This window comes from Martelella sp. FLE1502, assembly GCF_053484255.1.
In genome coordinates, this window is record NZ_JBAKFQ010000003.1 from 278,125 (window position 1) to 293,289 (window position 15,165).

15 protein-coding genes are annotated in these 15,165 nt (G+C 63.8%); 5 read left to right on the plus strand and 10 right to left on the minus strand.

The genetic code is table 11. The features are described 5' to 3' along the window. Both V6767_RS04585 and V6767_RS04590 read left to right on the plus strand, forming a co-directional pair. The gene (locus V6767_RS04585; RefSeq protein WP_448472356.1) at window positions 1–687 is read left to right on the plus strand and encodes a helix-turn-helix transcriptional regulator; all 687 of its coding nucleotides are present in this window, start codon (window positions 1–3) and stop codon (window positions 685–687) included. Between the two features lie 72 nt (window positions 688–759). Further along, window positions 760–1,134, plus strand: a complete 375-nt coding sequence (locus tag V6767_RS04590) for a VOC family protein (protein ID WP_448472357.1) — start codon at window positions 760–762, stop codon at window positions 1,132–1,134. Window positions 1,135–1,174: 40 nt separating this feature from the next. Here the strand turns inward: V6767_RS04590 and V6767_RS04595 are convergent, their stop codons facing one another. Together V6767_RS04595 and V6767_RS04600 are read right to left on the minus strand one after the other, a co-directional pair. Continuing rightward, window positions 1,175–2,050 (minus strand): prephenate dehydratase, encoded by an 876-nt coding sequence (locus V6767_RS04595; RefSeq protein ID WP_448472358.1) that lies wholly within the window; start codon window positions 2,048–2,050, stop codon window positions 1,175–1,177. Next, entirely contained in the window at window positions 2,047–2,802 is a 756-nt protein-coding gene (locus V6767_RS04600) for a 3-deoxy-manno-octulosonate cytidylyltransferase (protein ID WP_448472359.1), read from the minus strand. The genes V6767_RS04595 and V6767_RS04600 overlap by 4 nt, the downstream gene beginning before the upstream one ends. Window positions 2,803–2,952: 150 nt before the next feature. Here V6767_RS04600 and V6767_RS04605 point away from each other — a divergent pair, with 150 nt between their 5' ends. Next, the gene (locus V6767_RS04605) at window positions 2,953–3,756 is read left to right on the plus strand and encodes a c-type cytochrome (protein WP_448472360.1); all 804 of its coding nucleotides are present in this window, start codon (window positions 2,953–2,955) and stop codon (window positions 3,754–3,756) included. A 282-nt stretch (window positions 3,757–4,038) separates the two neighbouring features. On the opposite strand, the gene V6767_RS04610 is transcribed toward V6767_RS04605, so the two are convergent. The 7 genes from V6767_RS04610 to V6767_RS04640 all read right to left on the minus strand — a co-directional run bounded on the left by V6767_RS04610 (window position 4,039) and on the right by V6767_RS04640 (window position 10,776). Next, window positions 4,039–4,983: an AEC family transporter gene (locus tag V6767_RS04610; RefSeq protein WP_448472361.1), complete on the minus strand. Its 945-nt coding sequence runs from the start codon at window positions 4,981–4,983 to the stop codon at window positions 4,039–4,041. A gap of 114 nt (window positions 4,984–5,097) precedes the next feature. After that, on the minus strand, window positions 5,098–6,423 hold the full coding sequence (locus tag V6767_RS04615; RefSeq protein WP_448472362.1) for an FtsX-like permease family protein: 1,326 nt from the start codon (window positions 6,421–6,423) through the stop codon (window positions 5,098–5,100). Window positions 6,424–6,427: 4 nt separating this feature from the next. Then, on the minus strand, window positions 6,428–7,099 hold the full coding sequence (locus V6767_RS04620) for an ABC transporter ATP-binding protein (protein WP_448472363.1): 672 nt from the start codon (window positions 7,097–7,099) through the stop codon (window positions 6,428–6,430). Window positions 7,100–7,126: 27 nt separating this feature from the next. Then, window positions 7,127–7,582, minus strand: coding sequence for a hypothetical protein (locus V6767_RS04625; protein WP_448472364.1), 456 nt, complete (start codon window positions 7,580–7,582; stop codon window positions 7,127–7,129). A 66-nt stretch (window positions 7,583–7,648) separates the two neighbouring features. Then, on the minus strand, window positions 7,649–9,406 hold the full coding sequence (locus V6767_RS04630; protein WP_448472365.1) for an alkaline phosphatase: 1,758 nt from the start codon (window positions 9,404–9,406) through the stop codon (window positions 7,649–7,651). 370 nt (window positions 9,407–9,776) lie between these two features. Then, a complete protein-coding gene (locus V6767_RS04635; RefSeq protein ID WP_448472366.1) occupies window positions 9,777–10,427 on the minus strand; it encodes a DedA family protein in 651 nt (216 codons plus the stop codon). Beyond that, window positions 10,420–10,776, minus strand: a complete 357-nt coding sequence (locus V6767_RS04640; RefSeq protein WP_448472367.1) for a hypothetical protein — start codon at window positions 10,774–10,776, stop codon at window positions 10,420–10,422. Before V6767_RS04640 ends, V6767_RS04635 begins: the two co-directional genes overlap by 8 nt. 204 nt (window positions 10,777–10,980) lie before the next feature. On the opposite strand from V6767_RS04640, the gene V6767_RS04645 reads away from it, so the two are divergent. Both V6767_RS04645 and clpB read left to right on the plus strand, forming a co-directional pair. Further along, window positions 10,981–11,607 carry a ribonuclease D gene (locus tag V6767_RS04645; RefSeq protein WP_448472378.1) on the plus strand — a complete coding sequence of 209 codons (627 nt, stop codon included), beginning with the start codon at window positions 10,981–10,983 and terminating at the stop codon, window positions 11,605–11,607. A gap of 453 nt (window positions 11,608–12,060) precedes the next feature. After that, window positions 12,061–14,664, plus strand: coding sequence for an ATP-dependent chaperone ClpB (gene clpB, locus V6767_RS04650; protein WP_448472368.1), 2,604 nt, complete (start codon window positions 12,061–12,063; stop codon window positions 14,662–14,664). Window positions 14,665–14,806: 142 nt separating this feature from the next. Here the strand turns inward: clpB and V6767_RS04655 are convergent. Beyond that, window positions 14,807–15,165 (minus strand): integrase core domain-containing protein (locus tag V6767_RS04655; RefSeq protein WP_448472369.1); only part of this gene is annotated, 359 nt, incomplete at its 5' end.

The following is a 15,165-nucleotide window of genomic DNA, read 5'->3' on the forward strand; positions in this document are numbered from 1 at the left end:
GTGGCCGGTTCGCGTTCGGAGCGGCTGCTGGCATTGCTGCAGGTTCTGCGCGGTCATCGCTATCCGGTTTCAGGCGGGCGTCTTGCCGGTGAACTCGGCATCAGCCTTCGAACGCTCTATCGCGATATCGCGAGCCTCAGGGCGCAGGGCGCTGCGATCGAGGGCGAGGCCGGTGTCGGCTATGTGCTGCGTCCGGGTTTCCTGTTGCCGCCGATGATGTTCTCGCAGGAGGAGATCGAGGCGCTGGTGCTCGGCAGCCGCTGGGTGGCGCGATCGACCGATGCCAAGCTTTCCGCCGCCGCGGAGGCGGCGCTAGCCAAGATCGCGGCCGTGCTGCCGCCCGATCTTTCCGACGCGGTGGATGAAACGGCGCTGATCATCGGCCCGCGCGCGATCGCAGAGGAGAAGGCCGATATCGCGGCGCTTCGAAGCGCGATCCGCCGCGAAAGGAAACTCGACATCGGCTACAGCGACGAGGCCGGCGCGGTCACCCGAAGGATCATCTGGCCGTTCGGCCTCGCCTATTTCGAGCGGGTGCGCGTCGTCGTTGGCTGGTGCGAGCTCAGGCAGGATTTCCGCCATTTCCGCACCGACCGGATCGCAAGCCTCACGGAGACCGGCGAACGCTATCCGAAGCGCCGCGCCGTGCTGCTCGCCGACTGGCGGCGGCAGATGAACTATCTCTGACGACTGCTGACGGAAGCTGTCACCGGCACGCCTTAAGGATCTCCTCGGTTTTGCAAACGAAGGAGAGACCCAATGACCGCACTGCCTCTCAACCTTGTCGTTCTCTATGTCGAAGACCCGAAGGCGAGCGCTCAGTTCTACGCCGATTTTCTCGGATTGACGCCGATGGCGCTTTCCGACGGCTTTTCATCGCTGACCACCGATACCGGGCTGACGCTTGGCCTGTGGCGCAAGGCGACGGCGCATCCGCCGGCGGAAGGCGGACCCGGCTCGGCCGAAATCGGCATCATGGCGGCCGGCGAGGGCGGCGTCGAAGCGCTCTACAGCCGCGTCAAGCAGGATGGCATGACGATCCTCCAGCCGCTGGTCACGGCGGCTTTCGGCCCGACCTTCGTGATCGCCGATCCAGACGGCCACCGCATCCGCGTTTGCCAGCCGGACGATTGAGGCCGAGACCCCGGGCGGCGAACCGCCCGGGGTTGTGCAATTACGCCATGTCGTCCAGCGACTGCAGGTGGCGGCGCATCGGGTGGCCTTCATAGACGCCGAGGATGCGCACCTTCTCGGTGAAGAATTCGAGTTCCTCCAGTGCCCGCGCCACCGCCGGGTCATCGGGATGCCCCTCGATATCGGCATAGAACTGGGTGGCGATGAACTTGCCGCCGATCTGGTAGCTTTCCAGCTTGGTCATGTTGATGCCGTTGGTGGCGAAGCCGCCAAGCGCCTTGTAGAGTGCTGCCGGAATATTGCGGACATTGAAGATGAAGGTGGTCACGATGGTGCGGTCTTCGCCGCCCGGCTCCGCCCGCTTCGCCTTGTCGGAAAGGATCACGAATCGCGTGATGTTGCTTTCGCTGTCCTCGACGTTCTCGGCGAGGATATCGAGACCGTAGAGCGAGGCGGCAAGGCGGGGGGCGAGCGCCGCCATGGTGCGGTCGCCCTTTTCCTGAACCAGCATGGCGGCGCCGGCGGTATCGCCGGCGATCACGGCGTTCCACTTGTTGCGGCGGATGATCTTGCGGCATTGGCCGAGTGCGTGGATGTGGCTGTGCACGGTCTTGATGTCGTCAAGCTTCACGCCCGGCAGCGCCATCAGCTGGAAGCGGATCGGCATGAAATATTCGCCGATGATCGACAGGTGCGAATCGGGAAGCTGGTAATGGATATCGGCGACGCGGCCGGCGAGCGTGTTCTCGATCGGGATCATCGCCAGATCGGCATCGCCGTTTTCCACCGCCAGAAACGCATCCTCGAAGGTCTTGCAGGGCAGCGGCTCCATGTCCGGATACATGTCGCGGCATGCCATGTCGGAATTGGCGCCGTATTCGCCCTGGAACGAGATGCGGTTGGTTTTCATGATCATGAGGTGACACCTTCCAGAATGCGGCGCGCCTTTGCGAGGTCTTCGGCGGTATCGACGCCGAGCGGCACGGTCTTGACGATCTCGGCATCGATGCGCATGCCGGCTTCAAGGGCGCGCAGCTGCTCGAGCTTCTCGCGCCCTTCGAGCGGAGAGACGGGCAGCGCGACGAAGCGTTCGAGAGCGGCGCGCCGATAGGTATAAAGTCCTATGTGGTGGTAGAGAGGCCCTTCGCCCCAGGGGGCGGTCGCGCGGGTGAAGTAAAGCGCGCGCAGCCTTGTCGGCCCGACCGGCGAGCCAACGAGCTTCACCACTTGTGAGGCGGTCTTTTCCGCCTCGTCGGTGATCTCGACGGTCAGCGTCGCGATATCGACGGCGGGATCGGAAAGCGGGGCCAGCGACGCCTGGATCAGCGCCGGATCAAGGGTCGGCAGGTCGCCCTGGACATTGACGACCAGCTGGGCGCGGCCGTCGGGATCGACCTTGCCGAGCGCCTCGTGGATACGGTCGGAGCCGGACTGGTGCTCCATGCCGGTCATCACCGCCTCGAAGCCTGCGGTCTCGACCGCCTTCAACACGGCTTCGTCATCAACGGCCACGACGACGCGGCCCATGCCTGATTCGCGCGCGCGCTCGGCGACATGGACGATCATCGGCCGGCCGGCGATATCGGCCAGCGGCTTGCCGGAAAGGCGGCTGGAGGCCATCCGGGCGGGAATAAGAATGATCGTTTCATCGGATTTGTCGATCGCCACTTGCAAGCTCTCCGTTAATTTGCCACTGACAGTCTGACGGGCCGGTGTGCATGCCGATGCGGCGTTGCATCGCGGCATCAAAAGACATAGGTTCTGCAAGAATGCAAGGTGTCCGGTAGAGAGGCTGGACGGAAGGGGAGCGGCAACGCAATGAAATTCAATCTCAATATGGTCCTCGCGGCCCTGTTGGGGACGGTCTTCGTCCTGATGACGGTTTCTTTCATCTCTGAAGCGATCTTCGACCCGCACCATCCCGAAAAGGAAGGTTTCGTGATCGAGGTTGCCGAGAGCCCGGGCGGCGGGGCTCCGGCCGTCGAGGAAGAAACGCCGATCGCCGTTCTGCTCGCCGATGCCAATGCCGAAGCCGGCGAGCGCGTTTTCAAGCGCTGTCAGGCCTGTCACACCGACACCGAAGGCGGGCCCAACAAGGTTGGCCCGAACCTTTGGGACGTCGTTGACCGCCCGATCGCCAGCCATGAGGGTTTCTCCTATTCCGCCGCCATGCAGGACTTTTCCGAGGGTGGCAGCAAACACTGGACCTATGAGAACCTGAACGAATTCATTAAGGCCCCGAAGAAGGATGTTCCGGGCACGGCCATGGGCTTTGCCGGCCTTTCCTCCGACAAGGACCGTGCAGACCTGATCGCCTATCTCAGCACGATGTCGAACGATCCGGTGCCGTTCCCCGAGCCGCCGGCCGAAGACGACGCTGCTGCGGCCGAAGATGGCGCGGCGACCGATGACGGTGCCGCAACCGGCGACGGATCAGCCGACGTGACCGAAGGCAACGAAGCGCCGCCGTCACAGGGTCACGAACCGGCCCCTGCGGCAACGGACGAGGCGGCGGGCGATGCCGATGCAGGCCCTGCCAATCCGCAGACCGAGACGGCCGAGCCCACCGACACCCCCGAGGCCACCCCGCCCGGCGCGGCTGAAGTCGAGCAGTCTCAGTAGAGAATAAACGAAACGGGGCTTCGGGCCCCGTTTTCAGTTTGGGGACAAACCTATCCTAATTCACCGGCGTCATCCTCGGGCTTGTCCCGAGGATCTAATCACGGTTCCGCACGAGCGGAGCTAGCGTTCCCCGAAGGGTTTTGTTTCAATGAATTTCTCCCCGATACGCTGATCGTTTTGATGCGTGCTTAGATGCTCGGGACAGGCCCGAGCATAACGGAGGAGAGGTGGGGCGCTTTGTCATCAGCCTGTCGAGCTTTGTCCCGCTTTCATCAAGGCAAATCAATACCCCAGCAGCAGCACCCAGAGGCTGACGGTCACCACGCCGAGGAGCGTGGTCAGCGTTATCGTGGAGGCTGCGATGTTGCGGCCGGCGCCGAACTGGTCGGCAAGCAGGAAGGCATTGACGCCGGCCGGGCAGGATGCGCCCAGCACCAGTCCCGCCATGATCGGCTGCGGCAGGCCGGCAGCGTGTGACAGGGCGAAAACGAGAGCCGGAAGCAGGGCGAGCTTGATGACGGTGATCGCGGAGAAAAGACCGGCATTGCCCGCCACCTTGTATTGCGCCAGCGTCATGCCGATCGAGACCAGGGCCACGGGCGCGGCGATGCCGGCGAGCATCGAGATGACGGTGGCAAGCGGTCCCGCCGGTTGCAGACCGCTGAGGTTCATTACCGCGCCGATGATGAGCCCGATCACCAGGGGGTTGGTCGCGAGGTTGTAGCCGACCGTGGCGGCGAGGCGGGCCGGGTCGCTGGTCGCGCCGCCCTCGCGGGCCTTGGCGCGTTCGGCCAGCACCGTGGCGGTCACCATCAGCACCGGCATGTGGATTGCCAGAACGATCGACAGCGCCACCAGCGCGGTTTCGCCCGCCACATGGCTGACAAGCGGGATGCCGAGCAGCGCCAGATTGGAAAACGTGCCCGACAGCCCGATGATCACGGCCGACACGCGGTCCCGGTCGAAGACGAAACGCGACACCATGGCGGCCGCGATCCAGGCGATCGCCACGCTGGCGAAATAAACGCCCCAGATCCGCAAGGGATCGGCGCCGGTGAAATCGGCGTTGGCGATCGTGCGCATCAGCAGCACCGGCAGGCCGATCCGGTAGACGAAGCCCGAAAGAACGCCGGCGCTTGCGGCAGGCAGATAGCGGACTTTGACGGCGACCCACCCGATCAGGATCAGGGCGAAGATCGGGATGACGCTGTTGAATATTTCTTGCATGGCGGGCTTTCAGGCGGGCGGCGCGGCTTGTGCCGCGTTTTCCGAAACTGTTCCCCGCCGCGACCGGTGTCAAGGCCGCCGGCCCGCCGGACGGCCCTCATTCGTTCCCGCGCGTCAGCTTTTGAGAGCCGCTGCCGGCGACTGGCGATAGGCAATCAGCGCGGGCAGCGCGGCAAGCACGGCCGCGACTGCCACCAGCACGGCGGCTGAACCGAGATCGGCACGCGTGAATTCGACCGGAAGCGATACGCCGCGCTCGGCCGTGATCGATCGCGCGATCGCGAGCGCCGCCGCAAGCCCGGCCGCGTAGCCAAGCGCGATGCCGAGTGCCACCAGCAGGAACAGCTCGCTCCAGACGATCGTGAACACCGCGCCGCGCGGCGCGCCGAAAGCGCGCAACGCCCCGATCTCGCGCCGGCGCTGGGACACATGAATGACGGTGACCAGCATCAGCGCCGCGGCCACCAGCACCTGCGCGCCCGCGGCGATCGCCGTCAGCACCTGTTTGGCGTCGCCGAGCGTGGCGTAGAGCTTCGTCAGCACCTCGGCCGGGAAGACGGCAAGCGTGTGGTCGCTCCGGTAGTCCTGCCGCAGCTTATAGGCGTCGGCGATCGATTTTGGCTTCACCAGGATCGCCGGCAGCCCGGGCGTTTCGCCTTCATGCCAGTGCTCGTCAACAGGTGCGGCGGGGTCGATATGATGATGGTCCTCGTCGTGCTCGTCTTCGTCATGATCATCATGGGCGGCATGTTCGTCATGGTCCGCTTCCGCGTGTTCAGCTTCATGGTCATGATCGTGAGCATCCGCTTCATACTCGTGTTCCTCTGCCTCATGCGCTTCCATGCCGTGGATTTTCCAGACGGCCTCGATCGGCACGAAGATGGCGCGGTCCCAGGGCGTGCCGGTCGGCTCGGCCCTGCCGGTAACGGTATAGGCGAGTTCGTCATGGGTGTGGCCGCCGGTCTCGACCGTGCCGTGCAGCGGTTTGACTGTGTCGCCGATCGAGAGGTCGACCGCCGAGCCGATCACCGCTTCGCCCATATGGGCGAAATTGAGGCCCTCGGAAAAGCCGGGCGTCGTGTTTTCGATCAACTCCGAAGTGGTGCCCACGATCGGGTAGCCGGCATAGCTGTCGCCAAAGCCGATCGGGGCGGCCCAGGCCACGCGCGGGTCCGCCTGAAGGTTCGGAAGAATGTCGCCGTCCATTAGCGGCAAGTCGGCGGCCTGCAGGAAGACCGAGGAGAGCACGAGCTGGGTTTCGCTGCCGGGCGCGCCGATGACCAGATCGAATTTCTCCGAGGCCCGGGCGCTGCCAAGCCTCAACGCCCGCTCTTCCAGCGTCACGGCGACGCCGAGCGCGGTCGCCAGCATGATCAGGATGACGATGACGATGGAGCCGGCCCAGAGACGTTTGAGGTCTGCGAGGATGAAACGGAACATGGGGTCAGCCTCTCTTATCGTCGCTGGCGATGATGCCGGCAAGCAACGATATCTCGCGCGTCAGCGGCGCGATCAGCCGCTGGTCGTGGGAAACGACGATCACCGTGGCGCCCTCGGCAAGTTCCAGCAGCAGGCTCCCGACAGTCTCGCCAGATGCGGCGTCGAGGCTTGCCGTCGGCTCGTCGGCGACGATGATGCCGGGCTCGCGCAACAGCGCGCGGGCGACGGCCACGCGCTGCATTTCGCCGCGCGACATGGTGCCGGTCTTCTGGTCGTGACGCGAAAGCCCGACGCGGTCGAGCAGGTCGTGCGCGCGTTTTATGCGCTCCGTGCCGGCGGCGCGGGCAAGCCTGGCCGGCAGCAGCACGTTGTCGAGTGCGGAAAGCGCGGGGAACAGATGGAAATCCTGCATGATCAGGCCGATATTCTCGCCGCGAAACCGGTCCCGCCGGCTTTCGGAAAGCGCCGAAAGCTCGGTCTCGCCCCAGCGCGCGCTGCCATGGGTGAGGCGCTCAAGCCCGGTGATGATGTTGACGAGCGTGCTTTTGCCGGAACCCGAAGGGCCGGTGATTGCGACCCGTTCGCCGGCGGCGATCTCAAGCTTAGGGATCGTCAGCACCGGACTGTCTAGGCCCGGAAAGGTGACGGCGATATCGTTGAGCGAGAGAGGCAGCATCGGGACTGACCTTTCGGATATGTCGTTTCAGACCTTGCTGTAGCGCGCGCCACGCAGGCGCAGCTGGCTGACGAAGCCGGTCTCGGGGTCCACCCAGGAGCCGCTTTCGAGCGTGCCGGTTACCTCGATCATCTGGTTCGGTTGGGTGAATGTCTGCTTGCGGTCGAGATAGACGACCATGATATTGTCCGGCCAGTCGGCATCCGAGGAGCAGAACGGGCAGAGCGCCATCGGGATTTCCGAGAGCACGAAGAATTTTGCCTCCGCCTTCAGCGGCGGGGCCATGAAGCCGCGGATCGAGACCTTCTCTCCGGTCAGGTCCTTCACCTTGTCGGAAAACTTCAGACCGAGCGGGCTGAAGGAGCCGTATAGCTCGTCAAAGGACAATTCACCGGCGGCGAAGGCGGGGCGAATGGCAAGGCCGAGGCCGAGCGTGCCGAAGGCGGCGAGCAGGCTGCGGCGGGAAAGGGACATCGCGGTCATCGGATCAGATCTCCTGGCGGGAGAGGACCGGGCGAAAACCGCCCGGTCCCGTTTCGAACGTGATGCTTACTGCTTCTGGCTGGTGCCGAGAGCGAAGGTGTCGGCCAGTACGCCGTAGACGTCGGACTGTTCCATATAGCCCTTGAAGCCGTCGGCGCCGGGGCCGGAGGCCTGCAGCACGACGTCATCGACAGCGTGTACGCCGGTCGAGGCGTCATAGGGCAGGTTGCCGATGCGCAGAACGGCGCCGGGAACATCCTTATAGGCTTCGTTGGCGACGTAGCGGCCGTTCTCGTCCTTCACGGCCGGCTCGAACGGACCATCCATCTTCGGGCGGAAGGTCTCGTAATAGTCGGGGAAGTTGTTGGCGAACATGGCGAGGCGACGCGAAACGTCGATCTTGTCCGGATAGCCGTCGCCGTTTTCGTCCGTATAGTTCGGGAAGCCGGCGTCGTCATAGGTCATGACCTTGTTGCGCATCTCGTCGGCTTCGACCTCGTCGTCGATCGTGCCGATGACCGAGAAGCCGTGGGTGTGGTCGCCGGTGACGACGATCAGCGTATCCGGATTGGACTTCATCCATTCCATGGCGGCGCCGATGGCCTGATCGTATTCGATCATGTCGATGGCGGCGCGGTCCCAGTCGAGCGGATGCGACATCTTGTCGACATTGGCGGCCTCGACCATCAGGAAGAAGCCTTCAGGGTTCTGCGAAAGCTGTTCGATCGCCGCTGTCGTCATGTCCACGAGGCCCGGCTGGTTCGGGAATTTGTCGACGCTGCCCATCTTCAGGGAGTCACGATCAATCGTGGAGTCCATGTTGCCGGTATGGAACAGGCCGAGCAGCTTGCCGTCCTCCGGCTTTTCGGCAGACGCCAGTTCGTCGGCGGAGGTGACGACGGTGTAGCCGGCATCTTCGAACATGGCGATGTAGTCCTTGTCGTCCTTGCGCTTGGAGCCGGCGACATCGGACTTCAGGAAGTAGGCGGAACCGCCGCCGAGGATGACCTCCGGCTTGACGTCGTAGAACATGCCGACGATCTCGGCCTTGTCGCCGCGAAGACGGGTATGGGCGACGACGGCGGCAGGCGTGGCGTCTTCGATTTCAGCGGTGGAGACAACGCCGATCGACTTGCCGGTCTGGCGGCGCAGCGCCTCTGCAATGGTTTCGACCTTGGGGTCGTCCAGGCTGTCCGGCGTGCGGTCGGCATAGACGCCGAGCGCGTTCACGCGGGTCTTGTGGCCGGTCATGTAGGCCGACATGGTGTTGGCCGAATCGGTCGCGATCGAATGGGTCGAGGAGGTGCCGATCGTGGCCATGTTGTCGAGGTCATCCATGTTCAGGCGGCCGTTCGCCTTGCCCTCGGTCATGCCCTTGGACATGATGCGGGCAGCCGTGCGGTGACCCATGGACATGCCATCGGCGACGAAGAAGATGATGTTCTTGGCCTTCGGCGTTTCCGGCGTGTCGTAAACGGTCCAGGTGACGTCCTTTTCCTCGTCGCCGGCTTTGACGGCAACGGTGTAGTCGCCGGCATCGGCGATCGCGAGATCGCGCAGGATCAGGGCCGAGCCGAGGCTTTCGTCGTTCTTGCCCTTTTCGTCGGCGACGAATTCGGCTTCCTGGCCGAAGACCTCGGCATAGGGCTTGCCGTTGACGGTGACGTCGATATCGCCGGCGTCATAGACGGCGTCCAGCTCGACCTTGAAGTCGAAGGGCGAGGACGCCAGCACGGTGGCGCGGTCGAGCGGATAGATGGTTGCGGCATTGGCGGCACCTGCAAGGCAGGTGGCGGCGGCGAGAAGTGCGAGACGGGCGCGCATGGGAACCTCTTTGAAAGAGCGTCGGGAAGGGTGATACCAAGGACCAACGATTAGGACCCATATGATGCGCGCTGGAATGGCCATCCGAGTAGGAAAATACCACAGAGCGATGCTCGAGCATCGCGCGAGGATCTTGACGCCCTCGGTGGTCATTCCAGCCGCACCCTTTCAGGGCCGGGCGCTTTTGAAAGCCTGCGTCGTTGAAAATCCTCGCGGTAGCTATGGCTACGACTGCGGCTTTCGCCTAGCCGGCTTTCAAAATCGCTCCGGTCATATGGGTTCTAATCGTTGATCCTTGGTATTAGTGCGCTTCCGCGATAGTCCCGTCGGATAACAATCCGATGACGTTTTTGCTGCGGTTTGATGAACCTCAGTTGCGGCTTCGCCGTCCGCGCGGTTTCAGATAGCGCTTGCGCCGGCGCTTCTTGAGCGAGAAGTGCAGAACGCGGGTGATGTACCAGAACAGCGCAAGCGAAATCACGCCGGCGGCGAGAAAGCCGGTGGCATTGCCCATGACATGGGCGACGGCGATGATGTTGCGCGAGAACGTGAAGCCGAGCAGGTTATAGGTCGACACCCAGACGGTCTGGCCGCAGATGGCCGCGACCGTGAAGGCGCGCCAGCGCATGCCGGCAGCGCCCGCCACCGGGTTGATATAGGGGCTGATCTGGGCCAGCAGCCAGCGCGTGAAGAAGATGGCGAAAACGCCGCGCCGCTCCAGATAGTCCTGGGCGCGGTCCACCAGACGCTGGCGTTTGGGCCCGCGCGATGCGAACCGCGCCACATATTTCGCGCCTCCCTTGCGCCCCACCCAGTAGCCGATCTGGTCGGAGGTCGATGCGGCCGCGAGGCAGGCGGCGATGGCCGGCAACATCGGCAGATCGCCGGAGGCCGCCAGCGATCCGCCAAACAGCATGATCACGGCGGCGGGCATCGGTATGCCGAGGCAGGCCAGAAACACGATGAGCGCCATGACCGGAATGCCGTAGACCGGAACCAGCGCCAGAAACTGTTCATTCATCGTCGCCGGCCTGTTCGTGCTCGTCGAGCGCTTCGGCGATCTGGTCTTCAAGTTCCTCCAGCGTCTCGCCCCGCTCCCGCGTGATCCGCCAGAGCGGCAGGCGGCGGCTGTGTTCCGGATCGAGGCCGAGCGCCTCGGCGAGGTCGTGCACGGGGATATCGTTGACCATCGCCACATGGCCGAGCGTCATCCAGCTCTTCAGCTCCAGCTCGCGGGGGCTGTGCCAGTAATAGACCGCCAGCACGGTCTTGAGCGCCAAGGCCAGCGTCAGAAGCAGGGCCCCGATGAAGGCGATGGAAAGCGCGCGGTGGCGCTGCCACAATGCGCGGACGGGTTTCAGCAGCGTCATGGGCCGTCCTTTCCTGTTACGCTGAAGGAAGCGGAGTGTCTCCGCCGGGCTTGCCTCATGCGATAGCCGCTTGGCCGGCGTTGCACAACACCTCTGCGCGTCCGGCAACACGCCAGGTTCTCGGCGGCCGCCGCGTTTTTGGGTATCGTCGCGCGGACCAATCCGCTATGAACCCGGTTCATGACGAAAAGACAGGCGATGGAGATGCGCGAAATGATCCGCGTGCACAAACAGGATATTCCGGCAGAACAGGCGGCGCGTTATACTGGCGCGATCGCGATCGACAGCGAGACGTTGGGGCTTATTCCGCGTCGCGACCGGCTCTGCGTGGTGCAGATTTCGCCGGGCGATGGCAGTGCCGACCTTATCCAGATCGCGCCGGGGCAGACGGAGGCGCCGAATCTTGTCGCCATGCTCGCCGATCCCGAGCGCCAGAAGATCTTCCATTTCGGCCGTTTCGATATCGCCGTGCTCTATCACACTTTCGGCGTGACCACCGCCAATGTGTTCTGCACCAAGATCGCCTCGCGCCTGACCCGGACCTATACCGACCGGCACGGGCTCAAGGACAATCTCAGGGAAATGCTCGACATCGACGTTTCCAAGGCCCAGCAATCCTCCGACTGGGCGGCCGAGGAACTGACCGAGGCGCAGCTGCAATACGCCGCCTCCGACGTTCTCTACCTCCACCGCCTGCGCGACAAGCTGATGGAACGGCTGATCCGCGACGGCCGCATGGAGCTTGCCAGCGCCTGCTTCGAATTCCTGCCCACACGGGCGAAGCTCGATCTTCTGGGCTGGGAAGAAACCGACATTTTCGCCCATAGCTGAGCGCCTCCGTCAGTCAACGCGGGCCGCGTTCATTCGAACGTTGCGACGGGCTTCTCCTCCTCTCGGCGTCATCCTCGGGCTTGACCCGAGGATCTATCCACGTCGGTCGCGAGCGGCGCTGGCGTTTTGGCAGGCGATCGCGCCACGAAAAGTGGCAGCCGTGACGCCAGTCGCATTGAGAGGTGCTTAGATCCTCGGCACAGGGCCGAGGATGACGCCGGAGAGGGGTGGAGAGGGTTACAGAAAGATGAGATTCTGGCGGCTTTTACCCCCTGTTGCATATCTGCAACGAATTTGTTTCGCGGCCTCTTTAAACCGCTGAAATCCGCTCCCATATCTGCCTCAGGCGGCAGCGAATGCCGCTGTCATCGGCTCGCCTCAAATGAGGGGGTTGACCTGAATCATCGCTCTGTCGCTTCACAAAGGGCAGGGTGAGGAATGGAGGCACGAAACATGAATCTCGATAAATATTCCGAACGGGTCCGCGGCTTTCTGCAGTCCGCGCAGACCTACGCGCTGGGCGAGGGCCATCAGCAGTTCGACGCCGCGCACATCCTGAAGGTGCTGCTCGACGACGAGGAAGGCATGGCCGCGTCGCTGATCGCGCGCGCCGGAGGCGACGCCGCCAAGGCGCGTCTTGCCAATGACGCAGCGCTTGCGAAAATCCCGAAGGTTTCCGGCGGCAACGGGCAGATTTACCTGGCCCAGCCGCTCGCCAAGGTGTTCACCACCGCCGAAGAGGCCGCCAAGAAGGCGGGCGACAGTTTCGTCACAGTCGAACGCCTGTTGCTCGCGCTTGCGATCGAAAAGAGCGCCTCGACGGCGAAGACGCTGGCCGATGCCGGCGTAACGCCGAACGGCCTGAACGAGGCCATCAACGAAATCCGCAAGGGCCGCACCGCCGACAGCGCCAGCGCCGAACAGGCCTATGACGCGCTGAAGAAATATGCCCGCGACCTGACGCAGGACGCCCGCGAGGGCAAGCTCGACCCCGTGATCGGCCGCGACGATGAAATCCGCCGCACGATCCAGGTCCTGTCGCGCCGCACCAAGAACAATCCGGTGCTGATCGGCGAGCCCGGCGTGGGCAAGACCGCGATCACCGAGGGCCTTGCGCTTAGAATCGTCAATGGCGACGTGCCGGAAAGCCTCAAGGACAAGAAGCTGATGGCGCTCGACATGGGGGCGTTGATTGCGGGTGCCAAATATCGCGGCGAGTTCGAGGAGCGGCTGAAGGCTGTGCTGAACGAAGTGCAGGCGGAGGCCGGCCAGATCATCCTGTTCATCGACGAGATGCACACGCTGGTCGGCGCCGGCAAGGCCGATGGCGCGATGGATGCGTCGAACCTCTTGAAGCCGGCGCTTGCGCGCGGCGAGCTGCACTGCGTCGGCGCGACCACGCTCGATGAATACCGCAAGCATGTCGAAAAGGACGCGGCGCTTGCCCGACGGTTCCAGCCGGTCATGGTTGCCGAGCCGACGGTCGAGGACACGGTGTCGATCCTGCGCGGGCTGAAGGAAAAATACGAGCAGCACCATCAGGTGCGCATCGCCGACAGCGCGCTTGTTGCCGCCGCCACGCTTTCCAACCGCTACATCACCGACCGGTTCCTGCCGGACAAGGCGATCGACCTGATGGACGAGGCGGCCAGCCGCGTGCGCATGCAGGTGGACAGCAAGCCGGAAGAGCTCGACGAACTCGATCGCCGCATCATGCAGCTCAAGATCGAGCGGGAAGCGCTGAAGAAGGAAACCGACACGGCGTCGAAGGACCGGCTGGCGCGGCTTGAATCCGAACTGGCCTCGCTGGAGGAAGAAGCCGATGCGCTGACGGCGCGCTGGCAGTCGGAGAAGAACAAGCTCAACAAGGCTGCCGATCTCAAGAAACAGCTTGAGACGGCGCGCAACGAGCTTGCGATCGCCCAGCGCGGCGGCGAGTACCAGAAGGCGGGCGAGCTTGCCTATGGCACGATCCCGAAGCTGGAAAAGGAACTGGCCGAGGCGGAGTCGGAAGACAACACCGTCACGGATTCGATCCTGCAGGAGGTCGTGACCCCGGACAATATCGCCCAGGTGGTCTCCCGCTGGACCGGTATCCCGGTCGACAAGATGCTGGAAGGTGAACGCGACAAGCTGTTGCGTATGGAAGACGAACTGGCGAAATGGGTCGTCGGCCAGGGCGAGGCGGTGCAAGCCGTGTCGCGCTCCGTCCGCCGTGCCCGTGCCGGGTTGCAGGATCCGAACCGGCCGATCGGCTCGTTCATCTTCCTCGGCCCCACCGGCGTCGGCAAGACCGAGCTGACCAAGTCGCTCGCCCGGTTCCTGTTCGACGACGAGACGGCGATGGTCCGCATGGATATGTCGGAATTCATGGAGAAGCACTCCGTGGCCCGGCTGATCGGGGCGCCTCCCGGCTATGTCGGCTACGACGAAGGCGGCGTTCTGACCGAAGCCGTGCGGCGCAGGCCGTATCAGGTGGTCCTGTTCGACGAGATCGAAAAGGCCCATCCGGACGTCTTCAACGTTCTGCTGCAGGTGCTCGATGACGGGCGGCTGACCGACGGCCAGGGCCGCACGGTCGACTTCCGCAACACGATCATCATCATGACCTCGAACCTCGGGGCAGAGTTCCTGACGCAGCTCGGCGACAATGAGGACAGCGAGGCCGCGCGCGAGCAGGTGATGGCGGTGGTCCGGGCGTCGTTCCGGCCGGAATTCCTGAACCGGGTCGACGATATCATCCTGTTCCACCGGCTGCGCCGGGACGATATGGGCCAGATCGTCGATATCCAGCTCGGTCGCTTGGAAAAGCTGCTGTCGGATCGCAAGATCGTGCTCGATCTCACCCCGGAAGCCCGCAACTGGTTGGCCGACAAGGGTTACGATCCGGCCTATGGCGCGCGTCCGCTGAAGCGGGTGATCCAGACGGCGGTGCAGGATCCGCTGGCCGAGAAGCTCTTGGGCGGCGAACTCTCCGACGGCACCCATGTGCGCGTCGACGCCGGCTCCGACCGGCTGGTGTTCACCACCGGCCGCAAGCTGGAAGACGCGGCGTGACCGCGCGCTCCTAAAATGCAAGGGCTCGCCTGACGGCGGGCCCAATCTTTCTACAGAGTCGCCTTCCTATCCTGCGTCATCCTCGGGCTTGATGTAAAGCCCGGAGACATCCCTTACAGGTGTTCGGAGAGATGCCTGACAGTTATTCGTCTTTGTTGAGGTCGATTAGGGCGACCTGGTTTGCTGCGAAGAACACGCCATGTTGGCCGTCGATTTCGAGGGGTCTGATGGCAAGCGTTTCCCCTTGGAAGGCCTTCGGCACACGCCATGCCTTGCCGTTGAATGCGACATAGGCCTTTGTGCTGCTGACACGCCTGACGATCTCGCCTGGATCATAGACGGGCTCTGGAAGAGTGGCGGGAAAGCTGCGGGGCGACGGGCTGTAGCGGCTTGCGGGCACGGCCATTGCGATGCCCTGATGCGGCCGATGATGGTTATAGAGTTCCCGCCAGCGATCAAACGCCCTTTGCGCCTGCCTGAAGTCCGACAACGGTTGAAAGG

Excerpts from the sequence above, each read along its gene's own strand:
- V6767_RS04590 (WP_448472357.1), top strand. The coding sequence starts at position 760 with ATGACCGCACTGCCTCTCAACCTTGTCGTTCTCTATGTCGAAGACCCG.
- V6767_RS04595 (WP_448472358.1), bottom strand. The coding sequence starts at position 2,050 with ATGATCATGAAAACCAACCGCATCTCGTTCCAGGGCGAATACGGCGCC.
- V6767_RS04605 (WP_448472360.1), top strand. The coding sequence starts at position 2,953 with ATGAAATTCAATCTCAATATGGTCCTCGCGGCCCTGTTGGGGACGGTC.
- V6767_RS04610 (WP_448472361.1), bottom strand. The coding sequence starts at position 4,983 with ATGCAAGAAATATTCAACAGCGTCATCCCGATCTTCGCCCTGATCCTG.
- V6767_RS04615 (WP_448472362.1), bottom strand. The coding sequence starts at position 6,423 with ATGTTCCGTTTCATCCTCGCAGACCTCAAACGTCTCTGGGCCGGCTCC.
- V6767_RS04620 (WP_448472363.1), bottom strand. The coding sequence starts at position 7,099 with ATGCTGCCTCTCTCGCTCAACGATATCGCCGTCACCTTTCCGGGCCTA.
- V6767_RS04625 (WP_448472364.1), bottom strand. The coding sequence starts at position 7,582 with ATGACCGCGATGTCCCTTTCCCGCCGCAGCCTGCTCGCCGCCTTCGGC.
- V6767_RS04630 (WP_448472365.1), bottom strand. The coding sequence starts at position 9,406 with ATGCGCGCCCGTCTCGCACTTCTCGCCGCCGCCACCTGCCTTGCAGGT.
- V6767_RS04635 (WP_448472366.1), bottom strand. The coding sequence starts at position 10,427 with ATGAATGAACAGTTTCTGGCGCTGGTTCCGGTCTACGGCATTCCGGTC.
- V6767_RS04640 (WP_448472367.1), bottom strand. The coding sequence starts at position 10,776 with ATGACGCTGCTGAAACCCGTCCGCGCATTGTGGCAGCGCCACCGCGCG.
- V6767_RS04645 (WP_448472378.1), top strand. The coding sequence starts at position 10,981 with ATGCGCGAAATGATCCGCGTGCACAAACAGGATATTCCGGCAGAACAG.
- clpB (WP_448472368.1), top strand. The coding sequence starts at position 12,061 with ATGAATCTCGATAAATATTCCGAACGGGTCCGCGGCTTTCTGCAGTCC.